Below are 25,825 nucleotides of genomic sequence, written 5' to 3' on the forward strand. Positions count from 1 at the left end.
TTTTAATCTTAAATTCCTCTTAATTCACCCCTTCTATGTTGACATCGGAGCGCAACGTTATAGATGGAGGATGCAATTTCAAAAATTAAATAGTTAATTCAGGTACTTATTTGTGGGAATCGTCAAGAAAAATAAAAGTCCCCTTGCACTCGCTGCTTGGGGACTTTAAACCTAAACCTTATCACTATTTGCAGGTATGAACCTACAAAGTAGATAAACGCTTGAAATAGCCGGGTTGGTATATATGCTGTTATGTAATTGACAATAAAATGATAATTATTATCCAATTTACCTGCAATTAACTATCTATCAATATCTTATATTTAATTCATTTCAGCCATTATTAAAAACTCAAACGAGCTTAAAAGTATGAGGCAAAAAAACGAAGGGTAGTTATTACGTGTTTTGCCCAGTATGACCATTCGTGCCCGCCACCGTGTTCCTCATAAATATGAGGCATCCCGGCCTGCAACATTTTTTGATGCAAATCGCGGTTGTACCTTATCAGCAAGTCGTTTACACCACAATCAAACCTAACCGGTGGGAGTTGGTTCCTATAATGTTTAAAGGTTGCAAACACATCCTCGTCAACTACATTGTCCTGTGCGTAATATTTTAAAGGCTCTTCGGCAAAAAGCTTAATCTGCGGTAAGCTGGTGATAGACGACATACCGGATACAGCCCTAAACAAGTGACCGTATTTTGCACCAATACGTAAAGCGCCAAACCCACCCATTGATAAGCCCGAAATAAACAAAGGCGAATCTTTTTTTGCACCTGCTATGTTCTCTCTTATGGCCATAGGCACATCTTCGGCTATCCATTTTTCAAAATTGTAGCCGCTGTTAAGTAAATAGCCAGATCCGTCGCCCCAAAGCCCGTCTGATGGCATGGCAATAATCATGGGTGGCAATTCGCCATTGGCTATTAATTCGTTGGCTGTTAAATGCACGCCGGCGCTATGGCTCCAGCTCCAGACGCTGCCATACACACCATGCAGGAGTATCACAATGGGCACGGTATCCGCGGGCTTTGCACCCGGCGGCACGTAAACACAAATATCTCCCCGGCCTTTAAGGTTAGGGCTTTTTACCGTAATAAAGCGCAGGTTGTTACTTTCAAACTGCGGGTTCGAAATCTCTGTTGTTTTAAAGGGCATCTTCTTGATGGAACACTATAACTCCTTTGGCGTTTCTGCCATTAAGCATGTCGTCAAACGCTTTATCCAGTTCATTTATTTTATAAGTACGTGTAATCATTTCTTCCAGCAGCAGGCTCCCAATCTCATAATGATGTACAATTTGTGGAAAATCTACCTGCGGACGGCATTTGCCATACAGCGGGTTTATATAAATTTTATCCCATTCAAAAAGGCGCATATCAATGGTCACATCCTGTTCAATACCACTAACCTGTACCGCGGTACCTGCGTTGCGCACCATAGCCAATGGCGCCGCTCCTAACCCGGGTATGGCAGTACATTCAAAGGCGTAGTCGGCACCCCGGTTTTCGGTCATGGCTTTTACCTGTTGCGCGGCCTTTAAAAGCCCGGTATCGGCGCTATCGGCCAAAATGGTATGCGTTGCGCCAAACTTCAGGGCCATATCCAACCGGTTTTGGTTGATATCTATGGCGATGATCATCCCGGCATTGGCAATTTTTGCACCCTGGATCACATTTAAACCTACGCCACCTGTACCCAACACCACTACTGATGACCCAGATTTTACTTTGGCCGCGTTAATTACCGAGCCATAACCAGTCATTACTCCGCAGCTAATAATGCTTGCTGCCGGGAATGACATAGTTGTTGAAGCATTTTTAACTACTGCAGATGCTTTAACCAGTGTATACCCGGCTATGGTACCTATGTTAAATGAACGCAAAACAGGCTCGCCGTTAAACGTGGTACCCAACAAGGCAGCATGCCCGGGTGTATACCCATTGCCACCCGCCGCTACCGGCGAAGCCACCTCACATAGGTGTTGGTTACCCTCTAAACATTGAAAGCATTTACCGCAATGCATTGCCCAGTTTAATATCACTTTATCGCCTGCGCTAAGATCGGTTACCCCGGCACCTACCTTTTCAATAACGCCTGCCCCTTCGTGGCCTAAAATGAGTGTTTTGCCCCAGTTAAGGGAGTCATAATCGGTATGGCAAAGGCCGGCGGCCATTACTTTTACCAACACCTCATCGGCCTGTGGGTCCTGTACCAGGATGTCCTGTATCGAAAAGCTTCCGTCGCCATGGGCAATGGCTGCTTTGCACGTAATTGCCATGCTTTAATATTTATTGTTTAGCAGATATAAGGTCAAATTTCCATGCCTTTAATGGTGCCCGTGAGCGTGAAATTTGCCAAGAAGTAACGAGCAAAAGTAGGGCTACAAGTGAAATTAAAACTATACAAAATTATTCAATAAGTGGCCAATATTATCCCTTTACCTTTCTTATTGAACACTATTTTAACTATAAGTATAATTTACCTGAATAAAATCCACCACTATAAACCCCGTTTATTCATTGTATATTAGTATTGCTTTATGTTGTTTTGAATACCAATTATAACATCATGAAAATAATGAAACTTGCTGCAATTACAGGTATGTTTTGCATTGCAGTTACAGCAGTGGCAGCTACGTGGCATTTGAAAAAAAGTGAGCGTAAAAACGGCACAGGCGACGAGATCATTTATCATATTTTTCAGCGGAGTTTTTTCGATAGTAATGGCGATGAGCATGGCGACCTGAACGGCATCCGCCAGAAGCTGGATTATTTGCAAGAGCTGGGTTTTACATCTGTACTGTGTACCCCACTTTATGAATCCATTTATTACCATAATTATTTTGCTATCGATTTTCAAAAGATCGACCCTAAATATGGCACGCTGCAGGATTATTTGGTGCTCATTAAAGAACTTCACAAACGGGGAATGAAGTTTTATATGGATATGGAAACCCAGTATGTTACCGAAGACTCCAAATGGTGGAAGGATGCCTATGGCAACCCTAAATCATCATACACTGATTACATACTTTGGGACGATCATGAAAATAAAAAACCATCCACCATTGTGAGCGGCCTAACCGAATTAAAAGGCTATGATGGCGTTACCCATAAAATTACCACAGCCAATTTAAACAGCGAAAAATCAAAAGCTTATAACGATAAACTATTCAGTTACTGGCTGGACCCTAACCACGACGGCAAATTTGACGACGGTGTAGATGGTTTCAGGATTGACCACATGATGGATAACCTCGATAATAAAGGGGCGCTGCCTCATTTATTTGACACCTTCTGGAACCCGCTGTTTGCTAAACTGCGGGCTATCAACCCTAAAATAAAGATCGTTGCCGAACAAGCCAATTGGTTTAGCCTGGGGTTGGATTACCTGGACAAAGGCGGCGTTGATGAAGTTTTTGGCATCAGGCTGGCCTATGCCATCAGGCTTTTCAGGAAAGATCTGTTTATGGCTAATGCCGATTCGACCTTAACTATGAACCCGCCTGGTAAGCAGCAGATAGTTTTTATTGAAAACCATGATATGAGCCGATACAGTTCGGCAGTTAGCGGTGATATCCGCAAGCTTAAAATAGGCTGCGCGCTTAACCTGTTGATGGGTGGCACGCCGGCTATTTATTACGGGCAGGAGTTGGGCATGACGGGCGCATCGCAAAACTTTGGCCCGACCGATGCAAATGAGATCCCGGAGCGGCAGGCCTTTGATTGGTATGCCAACGCCCAGGGCAAAGGCATGGCCTACTGGTACAAACAAAAGGGCGAGCATAAGGATCAATTCAATGACGATAAGCCCAACGATGGCATCTCTTTAGAAGAGGAGCGAAAAGATACCAACTCGTTGTTTAATTATTATAAGGCGATGATCCGCCTGAGAAGATCAAATTCCGCCATTACTAAGGGCACTTATAAAACAGTTGATAATGATAACGACAAAGTGTTTTCGTTTATCCGCAGGGATAGGGAAAAGGCGGTTGTTGTAGTGGTTAACCTATCTGATAAAGATCAGGTAGCTAAGGTTGATGTGCCTGGGTTGGTTGGCAAAAAAGTAAGTGTTTTTTTAGGGAAGGATATGCCTGTGGTAAGCGAGGGTAAATTGAACCTGAGTTTGGCAGCTTACGGGATTGGGGCCTGGGTGGTGGAGTAAGCAACGACAATTTTTCACCGTAGAGACGCATTACATGCGTCTGAAACTTTACAGAGCGGATTTGTGATTTGCTTGTCCTGCGGGAGACGCATGTGATGCGTCTCTACAAAAAAGTTGACTACACTATCCTCTTAGCGTTATCCTTTGCAAAAGTATCCCAACCCGAATATGATTTTTTGCTGCCGCCGGATTTGGCACCGGTGCTTATCCTTTGGAAGGAGTGACAAACTGCTACGGCCAAACCATCTGTCGCATCTAAAAAATCGGGGGTTTCGGTAAACTTCAGGAGGGTTTGCAGCATTGCGGCAACCTGTTCTTTGGTGGCGTTGCCATTGCCGGTGATGGATTGTTTTATTTTGCGGGGCGCGTATTCCGTAATCTCTACATTGCGCGATAAAGCTGCAGCCATGGCTACGCCCTGCGCTCTGCCCAATTTAAGCATTACCTGGATGTTTTTGCCATAAAATGGCGCCTCAATAGCCAGGCAATCGGGATGGTAATTGTCAATAAGGGCAACAGTTTTTTCGAAGATACGCTGCAGCTTCAGCATATGATCATCCAGCTTTTCCATTTTTACAACGCCCAGGGCTATCAGTTCAATTTTTGGTCCGGTTTCTTTAACCAGGCCATAGCCCATTACCGCTGTACCGGGGTCAATCCCCAAAATGATCCGCTCCTTTGTGTTAGCCTGCTGCATACTGTTCAAAGGTAGGTAATCAAAGCAAACTATTGTGTAAAACGGCTATATATTGCTCACGGCTTATCATCCTGGCCCCCATTGATTCCAGGTGATCTGTATGTACCTGGCAGTCTATCAAATTAAACTTACCACTCTGGCACAGGTAAATAAGCGCCATTTTTGAAGCATTGCTTACCCTGCTAAACATACTTTCGCCACAAAAAACATCGCCAACCCAAATGCCGTAAAGTCCACCCACCAATACTTCACCCTCCCAAACCTCTACCGAATGGGCATAACCGGCCGTATACAGCGCAATGTAAGCATTCATCATATCATCGGTAATCCAGGTACCATCCTGCCCCTCGCGCGGTGCTGTCGAGCAGGCTTTAATCACATCGGCAAAACAGGTATTTGAGGTGATATTAAACTTGCCCAAGCGCATTATCTGTCGCATGGATTTAGAGATCTTTAACTCCTGTGGATAGAGCACAAAGCGTTCATGCGGCGAATACCACAGGATGGGGCTTTCATCACTGTACCAGGGGAAAATGCCATGCTGATAAGCTAATACCAAGCGCTGGGTAGATAGGTCGCCGCCTACAGCCAAAAGCCCGTCTGGTTCGGCCAGATCGGGCTCAGGAAATATTAAACGTTCATCAAGCCTGAATATCATCGGGCGCAAATTTACGCTTTGCGCCGAATCACCAGTTTTTTATTTTGCGCTTTAATAACCGCATCCATATATATCTGCATTTCGGTGTATTTTGCTGCGGGTATAATATAATCCGTAAGGTTAAATTTCGCCGTGCCGGTTACCTGGTTTTTAGTTGCATCGTAAACATATTTAACATCGTAACTGCCGTAAGTAAATTTTAGCGTTTGATTAGCAGGAAGCGCCTCCACTTCAAAACCAGCAGGCAGATCAATAGTTGTTACGCATGATTTTTGCAATGGCGTGTCAAAATAAAAATCATTCTTCCTTTTCTCAACAATGGGAACTGTGCCTTGCCAAAGTGAAAATACGGAAGGCTTATAAAACTGTTTATCGGCTGTTGCTACATCACAAAACTTATCATATTCAAGGCTTATATCTACTTCTTTTACACCGCCATTATCTGCCGATGGTGTAAAACTAAACACCGATGGCTGTTTCATATGCAAATCGCGTATAATGTATTCCTTTTGCTCATCGGTTTTTAGGGCAGCAACGCCGATGTAGTCCGATCTGTATATTCCTGTACTCAGAATTTTTAACTGAGCTTTGGCTCCTCCATCAACATCTAAAACTATATGTACCTCGCTGTTAAACTGGTTATCAGCCGCCAAACTTTTAGGTGTATTTATTAACCGTCCTCCATTTTCTGTAATTAAAAGCGCCTTGGTGTTCTCTGTAGACGGATCCATTTTGCCGAATGGCCTGGTATTACTTGTACACTCCAGCCAGGTGGTGTCATTTTTAAACGGAACGCACAAAACAACGTGATTAAACGTATTAGCCGGAAAAGTGGCATCAATAGGCTCGGCATTATTTGCCGACCTTATAACTGTATAATATGAGTTGATATTAACTGCTGTGAGTAAAGCCCGCATGTAGTTGGATAGTGCTTTACAATCCCCATATTTTTTTTGGTCTACAAAGGTTGCCGGGAAAGGCTTATAACCACCAATACCCAACTGGATCCCCACGTATCTCATGCTTTTTTGCATATAGTTATATAAAAAGCGGGCTTTCTCTTTGTCCGTTTTTATGGTATCGGTCATCTTTTTGACCTCAGCAGCCCGTTCCGGGCTCAATGTGCAGCCATCTGCATATAGCGCCTTTATCCAATTTCCAAAAGATTGCCAGCTGCTAAAATCGCCGGGGTAACCGTAACAATCAAATGAACTTGCAGCAAAAGATATTTTTGGTAAAACGCTCCATAATAAAACATTTTCCTCTTTTTTTATAGCCTTCAAATTTTGCGCTTTCCATGTATAACTTTCAAGGCCGTCGGCATTCCCTTTTTCGGGCTTTATTTTGGTATTGGTGTTTTTAAACCGGAGGCCAATTGTGGGATTATAAGAGATTTTATAATATAAAAACTGCGCCGATTGCTCAACCTGATTTTGAATGTACCAGCTATCCAGGCCAATAAAACTGCTTTCGTCTTCTTCATAAATTTTCTCAATAGTGATAGGGTAGGATGCAACAGCATGCTTAACGGCTAAAAATCTTTCATTGGTAACCATAGTTTCGTCATCTGCCTGGGAGCCATCGTACATATCACTTTTGCGATATTTTTTTATTTGCTTACCCAATGCATCAAAAACATTCATTTCTATGCTACTGTAGGAATCATATTTTTTATTGTAACCCATTTGCATGACAGCTTCATTATCATCTTTTTCATTTAATATAGTTATAATGCTATGATGTTTCAACAACATTTTTCCGGGCCCTTTTACGGTAACTTCATCATTTGAATATCGCACAACCGAATTTGCATCCTCCTTTAACGAATCGGGAATGGTTGAGGCGATGTATAAATCTTTAGGGATGTTTTTATCCTGGCCATGGCTTTTGCCATATAGTGCACATAAGGCCGCTGTTATAAGCAGCAGCCTGGTATAATATTTGGTAAACATGTTGTTATTAACCTTTTTTAAGTACTACCTGCTCGTTAAGCATATCATGCATTAGCTTGTAAAATTGCCTTAGCTCATTGTAGCTTTCCTTATCGTAATGAGCCTCCTTGTGTTCGATGATATAGCGTATTTGAATATATCCGTCATCTTCGGCCACCATTCTTTTAAAGCTGATGCTTTTATCCTGCATGGTCATAACGTTGCTTTTGGGCAAAGCATCAATTTTAAAACCAGCCGGCAATTTATATCGCCCAATTACCTCGTATTTAGTTAAGTAACCAAAATCAATATCCGTTGCGCGATTTTCGCTTAAAAAAGGATTTATGCGCATGGTGCTGAACAAATTAGGATTAAAGTAAATGTAATTACCATCTGATCCATTAAGGTCCAGGTTGAAAGATACATTTTGTGTTAAAGGGAGTGTATCAACCTCTATATTTTCCATTTTCAGGGAATTTATTTTAAGGTTATTGTCGTTATCCCGAATAAAGTCAATGTACTTTTTTTCACCATCTGTTTTATAGCGTCGGGTGTTGTTTATTTTGTGATACGAATAACTAACTATATTGGCCGTTCCGGCAATTTTACTATCCGGCAATATATCTGCATTTATAATGGTTAACTGCTTTACCGGGTCTTCCCTTTTAATAAAAACCATATCATACTGATTGGTAGCTTTATCAATATAAAGTCCTTCTGAGTTAAGTAATTCGTCGGGAGTTTCGTTATACAAATTATATTTATTAGTGGCATCAAGTATATATTCTTTAACGGTATCAACAGGCACGTAAACCACGGCTCTGTTAAATTGCGATAACGAGGTGTTATAACGCACCACTCTCCCATTATCGCGCGTACTTACTATCATGGGGTATGCTTTTACTCCCGACTGTTTAAGCAGATGGTACAAGATAATATTTACTTCGGCCGAGTTTCCGGTTTTCTTTTCCCAGGCCCGGTAGGTGCCATCGGTTGTATACCAACGATCTACACCATCCCACTTCATTATATTTTTTACAGTATTAAAAACAAATGCGATTTTTTCTTCGTCGGTTTTAAGTGCCTTGGCTTTGTTAATGATTGCTTCCTCGCCGTTAAGTTTTCGTTTAAGCTGCCCTCCAAAATCCTCATCGTCGGCTATAATGCCGCCAACTTTCGCCCAGGTGTCTGAGTACGATTTGAAAAACCCATAGGTAGATTTTACAGACGTTAAAGTGAAGTGCAGACTTAGCAAATTATCGGCATAAGAACGCATATAAGGCTCATCATGCAGCGATGGAATATTAACCAGCACTCTGCTTTGTCTCTCCTCATTGTACATTACAGCTTCAGAGCCGCTGCCAATGCTCCTTGCATCGCTATGGTGTTCAGATTTGAAATACGGCTGCCATATGCGCCTGTTTTCCCTGAAGTATAGTATATCCGGGATGGAGGTATCCAACTCACTGTAACGGGTTGGTATCTTTTCCTGAAAATCCCAGGATGGGAAATTGCTGAAAGATTGTGTGCCAAATTTATATTTATATTCAATAACTGAGCCTGGCTTTACGTTGGGCATTGAAAACACAATGACGCTACGTACTTTATCAATGGCCTGCGTGTAAATAAGCTTTTTATCTACTTTTGTTATTTCGGGCTTTCCGTTAACCAGGTTAATGGTTTCGGCCTGTACATCGGTAATATATTCCAACCTGTTGCCTCCATAAAACTCAATACGGATGTTAGCCTGATCTTTGCCATTATCATTAAATATTTTTATCCGTTTATGGTATTCGCCCTCAATATTAAAGGTGGCATCGTAATAAATATCAGCTTTATTAAAAAGTACCTCGGCATTCGCGTCGGGTTCAAAGTCGCATTTGGTCATTTCAAGATCAGCATTATCTATCTTTCCAAAATGCACAACGGCAGGATTGGTTTGCGCTTTGGCAAATGATGCAAAAACAACAGGAATTAAGAGTGTAAAAATTCTTCTCATATAAAAAGTAACAAGGATACGGTGGCACAATATAACAAATAAGTCATTATTTTATATACTTCATTATTAACCACTTTATACATTTGATTTTATAATTTTACAGCATCACCTGCTTTTGAATTTTAAGCATGCTATTTTGGCACTACGGGAGCCCTTTGTGCATATATTTAGTAAACTGGCAATTGATTTGATAGACCATAGTTAATGAAGCAAAAATTTTATGATACTGCTGTGAAGCAGGAAAAAGCTGTTTTGGTTGGCGTAATGACACCGCACGTAACCGACGAACAGGAAAAAGAGTATTTAGAAGAACTTGAATTTTTAGTAGCCACTGCCGGCGGCGAAACCGTTAAATGGTTTACCCAAAAACTGCAGCGACCGGATAGGGCTACGTTTGTAGGATCGGGCAGGCTGGAGGATATCAGGGCTTTTGTTGTTGAAGAAGAAATTGATATGGTAGTTTTTGATGATGAGCTATCGCCATCGCAACTACGTAATATAGAAAACGAATTGCAGGTAAAAATCCTGGACCGTAATAACCTTATCCTGGATATTTTTGCCAACCGCGCGCAAACCGCCCAGGCCAAAACCCAGGTTGAACTGGCACAGCTACAGTATTTACTGCCCCGCCTTACCCGCTTATGGACCCACCTTGAGCGCCAAAAGGGTGGTATTGGTATGCGCGGCCCGGGTGAGTCACAAATTGAGACCGACAGGCGTTTAATCCTGAACAAGATTACGTTACTGAAAGACAGGCTTAAACAAATCGATAAGCAAAACGAAACCCAGCGCAAAAACCGCCAACAAATGGTGCGTACCGCTTTGGTGGGTTATACCAACGTAGGCAAATCAACCATTATGAATTTGATTTCCAAATCGGAGGTATTTGCAGAGAATAAGCTGTTTGCAACCCTGGATACTACCGTGAGGAAGGTGGTGTTAGAAAACGTGCCATTCCTTTTATCAGATACGGTAGGTTTTATCCGCAAATTACCTCACCAATTGGTGGAGTGTTTTAAGTCGACCCTGGATGAAGTACGTGAAGCCGATATATTGATCCATGTGGTGGATGTATCGCACCCTAATTTTGAAGACCAGATCCGTACGGTTAACGAAACGCTGAAAGATATTGGCGCTATTGATAAACGGATGATCACGGTATTTAACAAGATAGATGCGTTTAAACCCGAAGATCACCAGCTTGAGCAACAAGCAGAGCCGTTAACCCTGGATGACTTTAAACACAGCTGGATGGCCAAAAATAATAGCCCGGCTATATTTATATCGGCCACAAAAAAGGAAAATGTTGATGAGTTCAGGGCTTTGCTTTATGAGGAAGTGAAGGAGATACATACTGAAAGGTATCCGTATGACCATTTGTTGTATTAGGAAGCCCCTGGGCAAACGCATCTAAATAGTTAACGGGGATAAGCCTATTGTGTCGGGAAGATATAGGCATCAAATGATATCTTGTTTTTATTGCCTGGTGCTGGTTAAATGATCCAGGTGTCGAAAGGGCTTGTATTTGCTAACAACAGGCACCAATATTTGGATGCGCCTAAATTGCGCCATACATCAGTTTAGCGCCAACCTTGTTTAGACATAAACCATTGATTATTAGTTAATTATAAGATATCATATCTAAAATGTGTTAAGTTATGTTAACCCAATTTAGATGCGTTTGCCCTGAGGAGGCCCCCTAACCCCCTGAAAGGGGAACTTTTGATTAGTAAATTGCAAAAGCAAAAAGAAGAATCCTCCCCGGATTCTTCTTTTTGCTAAAATTTTTCCGGGTTAATTAAGCGAACTTCCAGAAACACTTTATGAAGATGATCAAAATCTTTATCGGTTGTAACAAGGGTTAAATTTAACAGCGCCGCGGTAGATGCTATCCACAGATCGTTTTTTCCCATATTGCGGGGAGTGGCAAATTGATAATCGTTGAAGGATGGATTCCTTCGTTGTGAAAACGTGTCAATTTGAGCGTATGTTTCTACCAGGTTTTCATTTATATCTATTAAAAATACCGTTTTTAATAGAACCTCAATTGCATTCCATTTGTCTTTGCCCCAGTTGTTGCGTAATGCAATAGATCTTATTTCACCCAGGGTAACTACCGATACGTATAATTTGTGCCCATCTGGATTTATCACCGTATTTAAGAGCCTCTTTTTAGGCTCTTTGGATAAGTGAAATAAAATATTGGTATCCAGCAATAAACTCATTTACTCTCTTTCAGAATAATAAGAGCCTCGTTAAGTTCATCGATAGTAAGCGACGCGCTGTCTGGCAACAAAGCGAGATCGTCATCTATCTTTTCGGGCCTTTGTCCCATTTTAGTTGCAAAGGCAACAGGTCCTCCTGCAGCCAAAATTTCATCAATAGAATATGATCGGGGTATCTGCGGAATATATGGACTTGCTGATGTTTTATTTTTTTCTGCTTTCATAGCTGCCTCCTATACAAATATAATAAAATCAATCAGTTAAAAACAGTTCCTCTTGTATCGCCGGGATAAAATTATTCTTCAAGGCCGTATCAAAAAGCAGCTTAATCGCTTTTCTGCCCTCTTCGCCTAACTCTACCGAGTATTTATTTACGTAAAGTTCGATGTGTTTATACATCACTTCCTCGCTCATTTCCTGGGCGTGGGAACGAATGAATTCGAGGCCCGATTTTGGATTGGCAAAGGCAAACTCTACCGACTTACGCAATACCCGGTTCAATTTGTGTTGCACATCCAATGGCAAATTGCGGTTTGCTACAATCCCCCCCAGCGGAATGGCGCAACCTGTTTGTTTTTCCCAATGATCGCCCAGGTCGATGATCTTTTTGAGGCCTTTATCCTGGTAGGTAAACCTGTTTTCGTGGATGATCAAACCGACGTCTACCCGGCCTTCTAACACCGCGTTCTCAATATCAGAAAAAACAAGTTCAACCTTGTTAGTGGCATTCGGGAAGGCATTGCCCAACAGGAAATTAGCCGTAGTATATTTTCCAGGGATCCCTATTTTCAGGTTCGGGTTGCCGGTTTCGAGTTGCGAGAGCAGTTCTTCAGGATCGTTCTTGCAAATCAGCATGGGGCCAACGCCAAAACCCAGGGCACTGCCAGAGTCAAGCAATACATATTTATCGGCTACGTAAGCAAACGCGTGGTAGCTTAATTTGGTTACATCCAGCTCGCCGCGAAATGCTTTTTGGTTAAGGGTTTCCACGTCGTCATAAAACACCTCAAACTTTAAACCTTCGGTATCAATTTTATGGTGAATAAGTGCATCAAAAATAAAAGTATCATTAGGGCAGGGAGAAAAACCAAGCGTTAGTTTCATAGTAAAATGTTATAACAGTACCTATAAATCAATGATCGCGTCGATGAGATCGATGGCAAATGTATTCAGATTTTTTATGGCAAGCCCTATTTGCCAGCTCGCCCGGTTACGTTTTTCTACATAATTTGACACAGCCCTGATTTGCATGCATTTTGCATTTGCCTGCTGGCAGGCATAAAAGAAAGCCGCGCCTTCCATACTTTCCAGTTGAGGGCTTAAACGGGCCTGCACTTTTTTAATGGATGCCTCATTGCCGTGAACCGTGTTTACTGTGATAGCCCTGGCTTTTTTCAAATAAAAGTTACTTTCAACCTCCTCAAGCGTGGTTGTAGGTTTAAAGGTGTTTTCGCCAAAGCCAAGGGTGGTGATGGGGATAAATTGCTCATCATCTTCGGCACCGGTTTCAGAAAAGGTGTCTTCGGTAACTTCTACTACGTACCCGGGTTGTATGTTCCTGTCAAAACTTCCTGCAATGCCAAGATTAAGTACCAGGTCATACTTTTGGCGGGTAACCTGCTGGCCAAGTTTAAAGGCCGTGGGTACCATACCGGCACCTGTTATCAACACGTCTATTTTATTGCCAAAATGCCTGGTTAATGGTTCAATCTCGGGCGCGGTGGCAGCAACTACTAATATGAGCATCTTGCTTTTATAAATTTCATTACGCTTTTTTGACTGCTAATATAAAACAACCAGCCTGTTTTTGTTTTGTATATTTGCACCCACTATTTATTATGATGATACATATAACGCGCAAGGAACATTTTAATGCCGCTCACAGGATGTACCGTGAGGAATGGAGCGCTGAAAAAAACAATGAGGTGTTTGGCAAATGTGCCAACCCCAACTGGCATGGTCATAACTACAATTTATTTGTAACCGTTAAGGGCGAAGTTACGCATGCTACCGGTTATTTGATAGACCTTAAAGAACTAAAGGTAATCATTAATGAATATGTGATTGAAAAGCTTGATCACAAAAACATTAACAAAGATGTTGATTTTATGGCAGGCAAAATGGCATCAACAGAGCTGCTTTGCATTGAGATATTTAACCAGCTGAAAGCTCCGATTGAGGCCTATGAGGGTGTGTTTTTACACTCGGTTAAATTGTATGAAACTGAAAATAACTCGGCCGAATATTTTGGCGGATAAATGATAAGATGATAGATAAAGATCACATTCCAAGCCGCGATGATGACGATGACGACATTGACGGTTACACCAAAATAGACCGGTACAATCCTAAACTGATAGAAAACCTATCGGCCAATTATCTGAACGTACTCAAACAAATAGGCGAAGATCCTGAACGCGAGGGATTACTGAAAACACCCGAGCGGATTGCCAAAGCCATGCTGTATTTAACCCATGGATATGATCTGGATGCTCAAAACATTCTTAACTCGGCCATGTTTAAGGAAGAGTACAGCCAAATGGTAATAGTAAAGGATATTGAAGTATACTCCATGTGCGAGCATCATATGCTGCCGTTTTTTGGTAAGGCTCACATCGCCTATATTCCTAATGGCTATGTTGTAGGCCTAAGCAAAATTCCACGTGTGGTTGACGCCTTTGCCCGCAGGCTGCAGGTACAGGAGCGTTTAACCAACCAAATTCGTGATTGCATACAGGAAACATTAAACCCAATTGGTGTGGGCGTAGTTATTGAATGCCGCCACTTGTGTATGAGTATGCGCGGTGTACAAAAGCAAAACTCGGTAACAACCACATCGGCTTTTACCGGCGAGTTTTTGAAAGAGAAAACACGTACAGAGTTTTTAAATTTGATAAGTTCTAAATTGAGTTAAGCCCCCCAGCCCCCTGAAGGGGGAGCAGGCACGGGTATTTATAATTAAATAATAAACATAAAATTCCCCCTTTAGGGGGTTAGGGGGCACATGAAAGCATATATTTTTCCGGGGCAGGGTGCCCAGTTTCCAGGTATGGGTAAAGATCTGTACGAACAATCAGACAAAGCCCGCGAGCTATTTGAAAAAGCAAACGAGATATTAGGTTTCCGCATTACCGATGTAATGTTTGATGGCACCGCCGAAGACCTGGTGCAAACCAACGTAACCCAGCCGGCCATATTTTTACATTCAACAATTTTAGCCTCGGTTTTGGGCGATGATTTTAAGCCGGAAATGGTTGCCGGTCACTCTTTAGGTGAGTTTTCTGCCTTGGTAGCAGCCGGTGCTTTATCATTTGAGGATGGCTTACGTTTAGTAGCTGCACGTGCCAATGCCATGCAAAAAGCCTGCGAGTTACAACCATCAACCATGGCTGCGATTTTAGGCCTGGATGATTTTGTTGTTGAAGATGTATGTCAGCAGGTTACTGATGTAGTAGTAACCGCAAATTACAACTGTCCTGGTCAGCTGGTAATATCCGGTACCATTGAAGGTGTTGATGCCGCCTGCGAAAAATTGCTTGCCGCCGGTGCAAAAAGGGCGCTTAAACTGAAAGTTGGTGGCGCGTTCCACTCACCGTTAATGGAATCGGCAAGGGTTGAATTGGAATTGGCCATTGTTGCTACAGAGATCAACGCCCCTGTTTGTCCCATCTACCAAAACATTGATGCCAAACCCTATACTGATCCGGCATTAATCAAACAAAACTTAATAGCCCAGTTAACCGGCGCTGTAAGGTGGACACAAACCATAAAACATATGTTAGAGGACGGTGCCACTTCCTTTACCGAAGTTGGACCAGGCAATGTATTGCAGGGCCTTGTAAAAAAAGTTGACAGGGCAATTGCAACAGCGAGTGCTACATTACCTCAATAAATTTTAAAGGCGCTGTAAACAGTGCCTTTTTTTGTTTAAATCAATTTATCTGATAGCATTTTGACTACCTCCGGAAAAATACGTTTATTGCTAACCCTTATTGGTATCGGGTTATTACTGACAGCTATTTTTGTTCAGAAAACGTATACCCCGGTTAATAACCTGGTGCAAACAGGGCAAAGTCTTGAAGATAATCTGCACAAAAAAGAAGCCTTTATTTTTAACCAGTTAAACAATAAGGTAAAGTTTAACCAGTTAAAAAACCTTGCCGAAAGCGATCAGAATGCCATCAGTTTCATTGACAATTTTACCACAAACCATAGCATATGGTTTGTTACCGCTTACAATAACAAACTGAGTTTTTGGAGCGGGATCAAAGTTTTGCCAGATACCCTTCAAAACATAAAGGAAGGAACATCTTTCATCAAACAACCTAATGGCTACTACGAAGCTATAAAGAAAACAGATGGCGATTTCTCTGCTATATTTTTTATCCCGGTAAAAATAAATTACACGTTTACCAACCAATACCTGCAAAATACCTTTGCCAGGGATATTACCACCAGCAACAATATCGAGATAGCCGAACTTGGCGACAAAGACGTTTATGCTGTGCATAACAGCACCAATGATTACCTTTTTTCGATAAGACAAAAGCCTGATAATATTAATTACGCTTTTGTCTACTATGAATCAGTCTTCTGGATCCTCACCATTTTAACGCTTTGTGTGCTCATCCACAACATCTGTTGTTATATGGCGGCTAAAGCATACCCTTGGTTTTCGGTATTGGTTATGCTGTTGTTTATCGTGTTATTCCGGGTTGTTAATTTATACTACCACCTCCCCGATTTCAGCGGCACTATCAAAATCTTCGATCCTAAACTATATCAATCGGGCATTCTCTACCCTTCTTTTGCCGATGTCTGCATCAATATCATTTGTGTATTTTGGTTTGTGACATTTATATATCTGCAACGGCACAGGTTATTTACCAAAGTATATGGCGGGGCTTTAGGCTACCTTACCGTAATCCTAAGCATTTTACTGTTATTAGTGATATCTACTTCGCTATTGAGGTTGTTTTATGACCTGGTTATTCACTCCCATATTAACTTTAATGTAAACAACGTACTCGGGCTTTCATCGTTTAGCTTGCTGGGCGTTTTAATGCTTTGCTTTAGTTTCCTGATATTTTACCTGCTTGATGATGTTTTACTTTACCTGTGCCTAAAGCTGGATGTGCCTAAATCTCACCAGTTTTTTTTGCTGCTGGTAGGTATTGTTAGCACCACCGTTGTATTCATGGTATATTACGAGTTTACTATGTTTTACCTGCTGTGGATGCTGTTGGTATTGATAAGGGCCTACGGTTTTATATACCAGGGAAGCAAGCTAACCACAAGTACCTTTTTATACATCATTTTTATTTGTTCGCTTATTTCGGCTATAAAACTGAACCATTTTGAAGGCATTAAAGAAGGAGAGGTACGCAAAGCGCTTGTGCACAAATTGGAAGATCCCGAAGACCCTGATGCTGAAAACTACTTTAAAAGAATAGAAAGCAGGATTGTTACCGACACCGCCATTATCCGTTATTTTAAAGAGAATGTTCATAATAACGAATACCTTACTACCCGTTTTCAAAAACTATATTTTGATGGCTACCTATCTAAATACGGATTAAAGATCCACGAATATAACGCCGGCGACCAGCCCATGGGCGACGCCGACGACCTGCCGATTAATACGTTTAAAGACCTGGTTGTATATAGTTCCTTTAAAGTGCCGGGTACGCATTTTTATCGTTTTCCGCAATCGTTTGGCTTTCAAAGCTATTTTGCTATCCTGGCTATAAATAGCAATAGCAGGCAATTGGGCACCCTGGTGGTTGAGTTTAAAGCAAAGCCTCTGCAAACCGGGGCTTTCCCTGAGTTACTGTTAGATGGCCCCATCCGCTCCGAAGATGAATTTAAAGATTATTCATACGCCTATTATAGCGATGACGTATTGCTAAGTCAGAAAGGGAGTTACGTTTACTCGCTAAACAATACCGATTTTAAAGGAAAACTTAAAGAGTATGTTGTAAAAACCACCAAAAGCAATAGTCCGGAGTGGTATAACGCTTTTAGCAAATATGAGCACCTGGCCTACAAACCCAGTAAGCGTAATTTAATTGTAGTGAGTAAAGAAATTAATCCGCTTTATAATGGGGTTACTTCTATTACTTTCTTTTTCATGTCGCTGCTTATATTTAGTGCCATTGTCATTATAGCCCGCGGAGCCTGGATGCGTATCAGGATCCTGAGCATTACAAACGATAGGATCCGTTGGAGTTTTAAGATTAATTTTGGCAAGGTACTTTACAAAACCCGTATCCAGTTTGTAATGATCATAGCTGTGGTAGTAACGCTTATTGTGGTTGGTTTTATAACCTTTATATCTATAGGTAACCAATACCATAATCAGCAGGAAAAACAAATAAGGGATAAAATAACCCGCATTGCAGAGGCTTTTCAAACAGGCACCCTAAACCGCTACATTTATAACGTAAACGAAAAAAGCCAGGTAGATTTTAACGTGCTGGCTAAAACCTACGCCACAGATCTGATCTTGTTTGATTTGAAGGGCATACCACTGGTAACCACGCAGCCCAAGATCTATGAATATGGCCTGGTAGCTAAAAGGATGAACTCAAGGGCGTTTATTTATTTAAGTAAGCTTCAAAAAACCGAGATCGTTAATGATGAGCGGATTGGGGAGTTAAGTTACAAAGCTGCCTATGCTCCTATTGTTACCTCAAATAATAAAACGATAGCCTATATCCAGTTGCCTTATTTTTCAAACGAGGCCGATTATAAAGAGCGGATAGGATCATTATTAAACGTGATGATCAATGTGTACGCCCTGGTTTTTATAGCGATAGGATTGTTTGCCATTATTATTGCCAGGCAAATCACCGCGCCATTGAGCTTCATACAGGAAACCCTGAGTAAAACCATATACGGCAAAAAGAATGAACCTATCAAATGGCAGCGTAATGACGAGATTGGAGCATTGGTAAAAGAATATAACAAAATGATCTCGGCGCTTGAAAATAGTGCTAACAGGCTGGCCCAGTCTGAAAGGGAAAGCGCCTGGCGCGAGATGGCCAAGCAGGTTGCCCATGAAATTAAAAACCCGCTTACCCCGCTTAAGTTAGGTTTACAGCTGCTTGATAAATCATGGAGGGATAAGGATCCGAAGTTTGATGCCAAGTTTGAGCGCTTTAGCAAATCATTTGTGGAGCAGATAGAGAGTCTATCGTCAATAGCATCTGAATTTTCGGCATTTGCTAAGATGCCGGATACACGAATTGAGCCTATAAATATTTTTGAGATGCTGAGCCAGGCAGTTACCATTTTTAAACAAATGGACAATATTTACATAGTATACCAGGCACCAGAAACACCATTTGTTGTTGCTGCAGATAGGGATCAATTGTTGCGCTGCTTTAACAACCTGCTCAAAAACGCTATTGAAGCAACCCCGCCCGACAGGAAGGGAGTGATTGAGATCAATTACCTTATCACCAGTAAAAACATACTGCTTACCATTAAAGATAACGGCAATGGTATCCCAGAGCATATGCGCGAAAAGATCTTTGAACCCAACTTTACCACCAAAAGCTCGGGTACCGGGTTAGGACTTGCCTTTGTTAAAAACTCCATTGAAAATGCCAACGGCAAAGTATGGTTTGAAACCACCATGGAAATAGGGACCACCTTTTATTTGAGCTTCCCATCTGCGTAGATTTGAGGTGAAAGGGTAAAGGCGAAACGTAAAAGGTAGCTGCATGAAAAGTTTAAAGCGAAAGGTAAAAGATGACTGCATTCAGTTGTAAAGCGATTACCTCTTCTAACAAAATCTGATAATATACCACCAAAAACCTTTTACCTTTCGCCTTTACCCTAACTTGCGTTTTCACCCAACCCTATACCTTCACCAATTTCTTCACCGTCTCGGTAACGTGCGCTAAGTGGTGCCTGCTGTGCCATGAGTATAAGGCCAGGCCTTTTTTTAGGGATACGGTATCGCCGGATGCGGGGTGTACAAAGCTGCGTTCCCATTCGTTTTCGGTAAAGCTTTCAAACAGTGCTACCATATGAATATGAATCCCTTCCAGCATTTTTAATGACGACTCTACGGGCAGGCGATAATCAGGCAACAGCGCCCAATCGGCTTCTTCGTATGGTTTTATAACAGGGTTCTTTTCGGTAAGGGCCAGTTTAAAACGGGTAATAGAGTTCATGTGACTATCTGCCAAATGGTGAATCACCTGCCGTAATGTCCATCCTCCGGTACGGTACGGTGTATCCAGTTCCTGGTAGTTTAAGCCGGTGATAGCGCTTCTTAATTTACCCGGCAACGTGCGCAAATCATCTATCCATATCAGGATATCTTCATCGGTGAATGATGCCGGTGGCGCGAATTTCCCTATCGGGTATTTCATTTGTTCGTCTGTCATAAGCTCTAAAAAAAATTAAATTAGGGATAATTTTATAGTACCACAAGCTTTAACTTAAATTAGCGTTTTGTACGTGTTATAAAAACCGATGATAAAAAAGTTATTTTCAGTACTGCTGCTCTTCAATTTTTCATTAACCTATGCCCAAACCATAAAAACCGATATTTTGGTAATAGGCGGCGGCCCCAGCGGCACCGCGGCTGCTATACAAGGCGCGCGCAGCAAATTAAAAACGCTATTGGTTGAACCGGGCGCCCAGCTATTCCCCGGCATGACAGGTCAAACCACAATCACCATAACGCCGGGAAAAGAGCTATCATCCGGCACCTGGGGCGAATTTCGCAAACGCATCAGGGAGTTTTATAAAAACACTGCCGGTTACGATACCACCTATAGCGCGCCATTAAAGTTTGAGCCCTATACGGCGGCGTCTATCGTTAAAAAAATAGCCGATACGGTAAAGAATCTCACGCTAAAACTAAACACCCCCATCAGCAATATTAAAAAAGATGATGACGGTTGGACAGCAACCATTTCCCAGGATGGAAACACACAATTGATAAAAGCCAAAGTGCTGATTGACGCTACAGCCAATGCTTCGGCAACCGAAAAATTCAGTAAGGATTTTAAAGCGTTTAACTTTTTTGCCGATGACCATCAGTCGAATGCATACCGTACCAGTATAGCTACCGGGGTAGGATTTTCGGGTCAACTTGCGGATACTATATCCCCTAAAAATAATTATCCGCAATGGCCCTCTTACTGCATTCCGCTTAATGCTATTGTAGTCAGGGGGACAACCAATTTGCTGGTCACCACTAAGCTTTTCCCCGAGGATGATATCCAATACCTGGCTAATCAACTTACATTGGGGCAAGGCGCAGGTGCAACTGCCGCTTTTATAGCCTTTTTTAAAACCAATACCACCAAACTTAATGTACGACTGATACAAGGCGAGTTGCTTGATTTTAAAGGATACCTAATGCCCTTTACCGATGTAAAACAAAGCGACCGTTATTTTAGGGCGATACAGCAGATTGGCGCTACGGGCCTCATAAAAGGGGCACAGGATTCGGGCACAAAACAGGTTTATTTTATGCCCGATTCCATCATTAACACTGCCGAAATTGAACCCGTGTTGAACGACATTTATACCCGTACCTTTTTATGGTTTAACCGCGAAAAACCAGGGGCAAAATTCACAGTGGGTAACACGTTGTCGCTAATCAGCGAAATTACCCTTGCCGAGCCGAAATCACTGCAGATAGATATGGCTAAAGCCTGGAAAAACCAATACAAGTTTACCAGTGATTTTGATTTGAAACGTTCAATTACGCGCCGGGAATTTGCCATATTGATCAACAAGTTTTTGAATCCGTTTAGCAGAACGGTTGATTTAGGGGGAAGGTTGATCAATTAGAGCGGGAAAAGGTATGGGGGGGGGGGCGGAATGGACGTGCAAAGTAGATAAGAGCTCCTATGGAGCTCTAAAATTGGGGTATGTTATTTCTACAAAGCTTTCACCCCGCTGGGGTGCCGCCTGTCAACTGGATGACATCATACAACCAATTATCTGAAGAATGCTGTATTCTTAAAAAGTCAAATCCTCTTCGCCAAATTGTCCCAGAGGGACAAAAGCTTTGTAGAAACTTATAAAAAACGAAATTGTGCTCCAGCGGAGCACAACCCCACGTAAGCCAAATCTCCCTTACTTCCCGCCAACTACCCCAACCATAAAATCAAGCGCGGCTTTATCCGGCAATACTTCGGTAGCCGGCTTCTCTCCAAGGATCATCACCTGTTTATTCCCCGCATCATACGCCGGCCAGTTTGGTAAACCGTTCCCGTTAGGGTTTCCCGTTTTGGCAAAGTTGGCCCAATAACCGGATATGGTTGTTGCCAATTGCTGATCGACCGGCTCCCATGGTCGGTTCAAAAACCTGAGGTTATCATAAGCGTAGGCTACCTCGCCGGTGTGGAAGGCGCCGTATTTTACAAAATCGGCTGTAGCAGGCAAGCGGCGGGTGAAACGATAAACGTATACTTTAGCCTTACCCTTGCTGCTCTGCACATTTGCCCAGGTATAGTTTTGCACGCCAAAAGTTTGATCACGACTGATATTGATCTGTGACCTTCCAGCCTCCGCATCCGTACCAGCAGGGTAATATTTCAAAAACTCCGCCGCCTTATCTTTATATTGATCAGTAATCTGCTTTTTATAATCTTCGGCATTTTTGAGCTTGCCTACAAAGGCATCATCCTCATTCCAACCGGTAAGCAGGGGCACGCTATTCTCTTTGTTATCGGCAAAAGTTTGTGCTATAGATACCGGCAAAACGTAACCATCAATAATTGGTCTGCCTGCAAACTTGCCTACCAAATCCGCAGCTGGGACTTTCCGCAAATCGGCAATCGAATTGGCATTAAGCGATTGGGCTGCTTTAACACCGCTTTGTTCTGCAGCCTGTAATGTGGTACCACCAAACGGGCCATTTAAAAAACTGGCACCACTTTCGGCTATGGCACGCTGAAACAGGCCTTTGCCCAATGGCGATGCCACCAGGCAATTCACGCTCATAGAACCAGCCGACTGGCCGGCTATGGTGACATTACCCGGATCGCCACCAAAGGCTGCTATGTTTTGTTTAATCCATTTGAGGGCCGCCAGCTGGTCCATCAAACCATAATTACCTGATGCCTTATGGCCCGATTCTTTAGTCAGTTCGGGATGGGCAAAAAAGCCGAAAATGCCAACGCGGTAATTGATCACCACAAAAACTATCCCTTTTTTGGCCATTGCCTCGCCGTCATAAATAGGCACTGCCGCGCCGCCCGAGCCAAAGCCACCACCATAAATATAAACCAACACTGCCCTTTTTTCTGCGGATGATTTTGCACCGGTCCAAACGTTCAGGTACAGGCAATCCTCGCTGATGGGTTGGTACGGGATCAAAAACTCCCGGGTGTATACGCCAAACTCATCCGGCTTAGGCTGCATGGGGCTTGCCGAAAACGTAGTGCATTCTTTTACGCCTTGCCAGGGCGCTACTGGCCGTGGTTCCTTCCAGCGCAGATCGCCAACGGGTGGCGCTGCAAAAGGGATCCCCTTAAATACATGGACATCACCGCCTGTGCTTACACTTCCCGAGATCTTTCCGGCGTTGGTAGTCACAACATCCAGGCCGCTTTGCGCAAAAGCAAATGAACTATTTATCATTATCGATAAAAACAATATAAAAAGATTTTTCATATAGATGATTTCTATTTGAATGTGTGACAATATAAATTTAAGGCTTTTTATTGCTTGCTTTATATTTTGCGGTGCGTGTATCATCAATGATACCCTTCCAGTTTAAGCCGTAACCAAAATCATAAACATGGCCCTGATCGTCTGTATAGCATTTCATATCGTGGGGTACATCTTCAAATTGAGCTTCTACGGTTTGCATATCTGCCGGCATTTGTAAGGGCAGTAATGCCGATGGCTCTTTTTTACCCGTAAGGATATCCAGGGTAGCCTGGCCCTGTACACCAAAGTCAACTACTATAGCATCGGCATCTTTTTCAAACTCCGAAAATACCATTGGGTTGGCCATGTTTACAGATACAATTACCGGCTTGCCCTTCATTTGTTTGTAGGTTTCGGTAACCATTGCCAGATCGGTAATGTTGATGGCGGTTGATGATTTATCCTTGTAGCTGCGGTTGGTAAACTTCTCTAAAGGATCGCCACCGGCTATGCTCACCGCACGGGCGGTTGTTGCTTTGTATTCGCCGTATTGCAGGTTTACCGGTACATAACCATTGCCGCCGCTCTTGGCATCCTTACTATCATAACCACCGCCACTATTTGGGCTGTTAATAAATACCAGGGCATAATCGGCTTCGTCGGGATTCTCGGTTACTTTAAAGTATTTTTTAACTGTCTCCATGTTAACAGGATATTCCAGTTTTTCGGGCGTCTCCATTCCTAAAAAATTTCTGCCTGCCGGGGTGAATTTTTTAGGCACATAAACGGTTTTACCAGTTTGCAATGGTAAAATGTTTGCCTTGTTCTTCAGCATCACAATAGATTTAAGCTGAGCTTCGTAACCAGCCGTCATAAACTCCGGGTTACCAACCACATTTTTTGAAACCTCCGGATCTAAATAAGGGTTTTCAAATAAGCCTGTCCTGAAAATATTACGCAATAACCTTACGGCCGATTGTTCAAACCTGGCCCGCATAAAAGCTTCGCCATGTTCTTTTACGCCCATCTGGTAAGCCGCTACAACAGGTGCTACTTCATTATTGCCACCAAACTGATCAACACCCGCCATCAATATCTTATAATGGCGCTGGGCCACGCTAAGCCCTTCTACTCCCCATGATTTACCGGAGAGAAACACATCCACAGCGGTTTCATCGCCGGTTACCAGCCAATCGGTACAAACCACGCCGTCAAAATGGTATTTTTTGCGCAGCAGATCGTTAATGATATAGGAGTTGTAGTTATTAGCTACGTTCTCATGATTTTTAGTATCCTGTTTATAAGATATGGTGTAGTAAGGCATCACCGATGCCGCCATGCCGGTTTTACCGTTTAGCTTGAAAGCGCCTTCGGTAAAAGGGATCAAATGCTGTTTAAAGTTATTGCCTGGGTAAACGGCGTATTTGCCATAACCATAATGCGCATCGCGGCCACCTTCGCCGGCACCACCGCCCGGCCAGTGTTTTACCATGGCATTCACGCTGCCAAAGCCCCAGCCGCCATTAATTTCCTTATCGCCCAATGAAGTTTGAAAACCATCGATATACCCACGGGCCATATCGGCAGCAAGCTGCGGATCTTCGCCAAAAGTGCCGCTTACCCTCCACCAGCGTGGGTCAGTAGCGATATCAACCTGTGGCGATAAAGCTGTAGCGATACCTAAGGCCCGATACTCCAGGGCAGCAATATGACCAAAGTCCCCCACTATTTTAGGATCAAATGTTGCCGCAAAACCCAGTGAACCCGGCCACATAGAAATAGCGCCACCCGCTCCGGCATTAAACTCGGCAGTTGCCAGGGTACCATGCCGCGGATCGGAACTGTTGTTATTCGGTATGCCTAAACCCAGACCTTCAACAAACGCCTGTGCGTTATTATTCCATTGCGCGGCTATCTCGGGGCTTTGTACCGATGTGATCAAAACATGCCTTACATTATCTTTAGCTAAAAACTCCTTTTGCTGATCAGACAGATCATACGGTTTAGCGCCACTTTCGGCAAATACTTTCCCGTTATAAGTTCCTTTAAACGGTCCAGCCGGCGCTGCCGGGATAGGCTGGTGCTTGCTGTATAACATTAAACCGGCAATTTGCTCAACACTCATTTTGCCCGCCAGGTCCTTTGCCCGCACGTCAACGGGTAAACGCCAGTCCTCATATTTATCAAGTTTGCCGTTTTTGTTGAGGTCTTTAAAAGCCAGCCCATCAACGGTCAATATTTTTACGCCCGATGTGGTGGCATATCCTAACTGTTGCCCGCCTGTATTGGTTACTAAAACAATATCACCGGTTTTCTTTTCTGTCCACTTGGTTTGGCCCATTGCCACCGTAGCCGGAAGCAGCGATAACAGCGCGATAAATTTGAGTTGATTAGCCATGAAGATTGTATTGTTGGTTTATGTTTATAATTGCCTTGTACCTATAAAAGCCATTGCAACATATGGTTGCAATGGCATAGTTTATATAGTTATTATGTGTAAGAATATAAGCGTCATTGCG

20 protein-coding genes are annotated in these 25,825 nt (G+C 42.7%); 7 read left to right on the forward strand and 13 right to left on the reverse strand.

Annotated elements, in window-relative coordinates; genetic code table 11:
* Window positions 1-361: 361 nt before the first annotated feature.
* Together FHS10_RS19730 and FHS10_RS19735 are read right to left on the reverse strand one after the other, a co-directional pair.
* A complete protein-coding gene (locus FHS10_RS19730; RefSeq protein ID WP_259093798.1) occupies window positions 362-1,159 on the reverse strand; it encodes an alpha/beta hydrolase in 798 nt (265 codons plus the stop codon).
* A complete protein-coding gene (locus FHS10_RS19735) occupies window positions 1,149-2,282 on the reverse strand; it encodes an alcohol dehydrogenase catalytic domain-containing protein (RefSeq protein ID WP_259093800.1) in 1,134 nt (377 codons plus the stop codon). Before FHS10_RS19735 ends, FHS10_RS19730 begins: the two co-directional genes overlap by 11 nt.
* Before the next feature lie 290 nt (window positions 2,283-2,572).
* Here FHS10_RS19735 and FHS10_RS19740 point away from each other — a divergent pair, with 290 nt between their 5' ends.
* Window positions 2,573-4,168: an alpha-amylase family glycosyl hydrolase gene (locus tag FHS10_RS19740; RefSeq protein ID WP_259093803.1), complete on the forward strand. Its 1,596-nt coding sequence runs from the start codon at window positions 2,573-2,575 to the stop codon at window positions 4,166-4,168.
* A gap of 118 nt (window positions 4,169-4,286) precedes the next feature.
* Here the strand turns inward: FHS10_RS19740 and ruvC are convergent, their stop codons facing one another.
* From ruvC to FHS10_RS19760, 4 genes are read right to left on the reverse strand one after another with little or no spacing between them, the layout of a single operon-like run.
* The gene (gene ruvC, locus FHS10_RS19745; RefSeq protein ID WP_259093805.1) at window positions 4,287-4,865 is read right to left on the reverse strand and encodes a crossover junction endodeoxyribonuclease RuvC; all 579 of its coding nucleotides are present in this window, start codon (window positions 4,863-4,865) and stop codon (window positions 4,287-4,289) included.
* A gap of 19 nt (window positions 4,866-4,884) precedes the next feature.
* Window positions 4,885-5,523 carry a leucyl/phenylalanyl-tRNA--protein transferase gene (gene aat, locus FHS10_RS19750; protein ID WP_259093807.1) on the reverse strand — a complete coding sequence of 213 codons (639 nt, stop codon included), beginning with the start codon at window positions 5,521-5,523 and terminating at the stop codon, window positions 4,885-4,887.
* Window positions 5,524-5,534: 11 nt separating this feature from the next.
* Window positions 5,535-7,475: a DUF3857 domain-containing protein gene (locus FHS10_RS19755; RefSeq protein ID WP_259093809.1), complete on the reverse strand. Its 1,941-nt coding sequence runs from the start codon at window positions 7,473-7,475 to the stop codon at window positions 5,535-5,537.
* A 7-nt stretch (window positions 7,476-7,482) separates the two neighbouring features.
* Window positions 7,483-9,453, reverse strand: a complete 1,971-nt coding sequence (locus FHS10_RS19760; protein ID WP_259093812.1) for a DUF3858 domain-containing protein — start codon at window positions 9,451-9,453, stop codon at window positions 7,483-7,485.
* A gap of 204 nt (window positions 9,454-9,657) precedes the next feature.
* Between FHS10_RS19760 and hflX the strand changes: the two genes are divergently transcribed.
* The gene (gene hflX / locus FHS10_RS19765) at window positions 9,658-10,842 is read left to right on the forward strand and encodes a GTPase HflX (protein ID WP_259093813.1); all 1,185 of its coding nucleotides are present in this window, start codon (window positions 9,658-9,660) and stop codon (window positions 10,840-10,842) included.
* 389 nt (window positions 10,843-11,231) lie between these two features.
* Here the strand turns inward: hflX and FHS10_RS19770 are convergent, their stop codons facing one another.
* The 4 genes from FHS10_RS19770 to mqnB are packed head-to-tail and all read right to left on the reverse strand — an operon-like array spanning window position 11,232 to window position 13,424.
* Entirely contained in the window at window positions 11,232-11,678 is a 447-nt protein-coding gene (locus FHS10_RS19770; RefSeq protein WP_259093815.1) for a type II toxin-antitoxin system VapC family toxin, read from the reverse strand.
* Window positions 11,675-11,902, reverse strand: coding sequence for a hypothetical protein (locus tag FHS10_RS19775; RefSeq protein ID WP_259093817.1), 228 nt, complete (start codon window positions 11,900-11,902; stop codon window positions 11,675-11,677). Before FHS10_RS19775 ends, FHS10_RS19770 begins: the two co-directional genes overlap by 4 nt.
* A gap of 28 nt (window positions 11,903-11,930) precedes the next feature.
* Window positions 11,931-12,782 (reverse strand): menaquinone biosynthesis family protein, encoded by an 852-nt coding sequence (locus tag FHS10_RS19780; RefSeq protein ID WP_259093820.1) that lies wholly within the window; start codon window positions 12,780-12,782, stop codon window positions 11,931-11,933.
* 21 nt (window positions 12,783-12,803) lie between these two features.
* Window positions 12,804-13,424 (reverse strand): futalosine hydrolase, encoded by a 621-nt coding sequence (mqnB, locus tag FHS10_RS19785; protein ID WP_259093822.1) that lies wholly within the window; start codon window positions 13,422-13,424, stop codon window positions 12,804-12,806.
* A 95-nt stretch (window positions 13,425-13,519) separates the two neighbouring features.
* On the opposite strand from mqnB, the gene FHS10_RS19790 reads away from it, so the two are divergent.
* The 4 genes from FHS10_RS19790 to FHS10_RS19805 all read left to right on the forward strand — a co-directional run bounded on the left by FHS10_RS19790 (window position 13,520) and on the right by FHS10_RS19805 (window position 19,362).
* On the forward strand, window positions 13,520-13,936 hold the full coding sequence (locus tag FHS10_RS19790) for a 6-pyruvoyl trahydropterin synthase family protein (protein ID WP_259093931.1): 417 nt from the start codon (window positions 13,520-13,522) through the stop codon (window positions 13,934-13,936).
* An 8-nt stretch (window positions 13,937-13,944) separates the two neighbouring features.
* Window positions 13,945-14,592, forward strand: coding sequence for a GTP cyclohydrolase I FolE (gene folE, locus FHS10_RS19795; protein ID WP_259093824.1), 648 nt, complete (start codon window positions 13,945-13,947; stop codon window positions 14,590-14,592).
* 90 nt (window positions 14,593-14,682) lie between these two features.
* Window positions 14,683-15,570 (forward strand): ACP S-malonyltransferase, encoded by an 888-nt coding sequence (gene fabD / locus FHS10_RS19800; protein ID WP_259093826.1) that lies wholly within the window; start codon window positions 14,683-14,685, stop codon window positions 15,568-15,570.
* A 60-nt stretch (window positions 15,571-15,630) separates the two neighbouring features.
* Window positions 15,631-19,362: an ATP-binding protein gene (locus FHS10_RS19805; RefSeq protein ID WP_259093829.1), complete on the forward strand. Its 3,732-nt coding sequence runs from the start codon at window positions 15,631-15,633 to the stop codon at window positions 19,360-19,362.
* Between the two features lie 181 nt (window positions 19,363-19,543).
* Here the strand turns inward: FHS10_RS19805 and FHS10_RS19810 are convergent, their stop codons facing one another.
* The gene (locus tag FHS10_RS19810; protein WP_259093831.1) at window positions 19,544-20,077 is read right to left on the reverse strand and encodes a YfiT family bacillithiol transferase; all 534 of its coding nucleotides are present in this window, start codon (window positions 20,075-20,077) and stop codon (window positions 19,544-19,546) included.
* Between the two features lie 88 nt (window positions 20,078-20,165).
* Between FHS10_RS19810 and FHS10_RS19815 the strand changes: the two genes are divergently transcribed.
* On the forward strand, window positions 20,166-21,497 hold the full coding sequence (locus tag FHS10_RS19815) for an FAD-dependent oxidoreductase (RefSeq protein ID WP_259093834.1): 1,332 nt from the start codon (window positions 20,166-20,168) through the stop codon (window positions 21,495-21,497).
* Between the two features lie 288 nt (window positions 21,498-21,785).
* Here FHS10_RS19815 and FHS10_RS19820 read toward each other — a convergent pair whose 3' ends face one another.
* Entirely contained in the window at window positions 21,786-23,327 is a 1,542-nt protein-coding gene (locus FHS10_RS19820; RefSeq protein ID WP_259093837.1) for a carboxylesterase/lipase family protein, read from the reverse strand.
* Window positions 23,328-23,364: 37 nt separating this feature from the next.
* Window positions 23,365-25,704, reverse strand: a complete 2,340-nt coding sequence (locus FHS10_RS19825; RefSeq protein ID WP_259093840.1) for a glycoside hydrolase family 3 protein — start codon at window positions 25,702-25,704, stop codon at window positions 23,365-23,367.
* Between the last annotated feature and the right edge of the window lie 121 nt (window positions 25,705-25,825).

Origin of the sequence: Mucilaginibacter dorajii, from assembly GCF_024808255.1 — a bacterium.
GTDB classification, from domain to species: Bacteria; Bacteroidota; Bacteroidia; order Sphingobacteriales; family Sphingobacteriaceae; genus Mucilaginibacter; species Mucilaginibacter dorajii.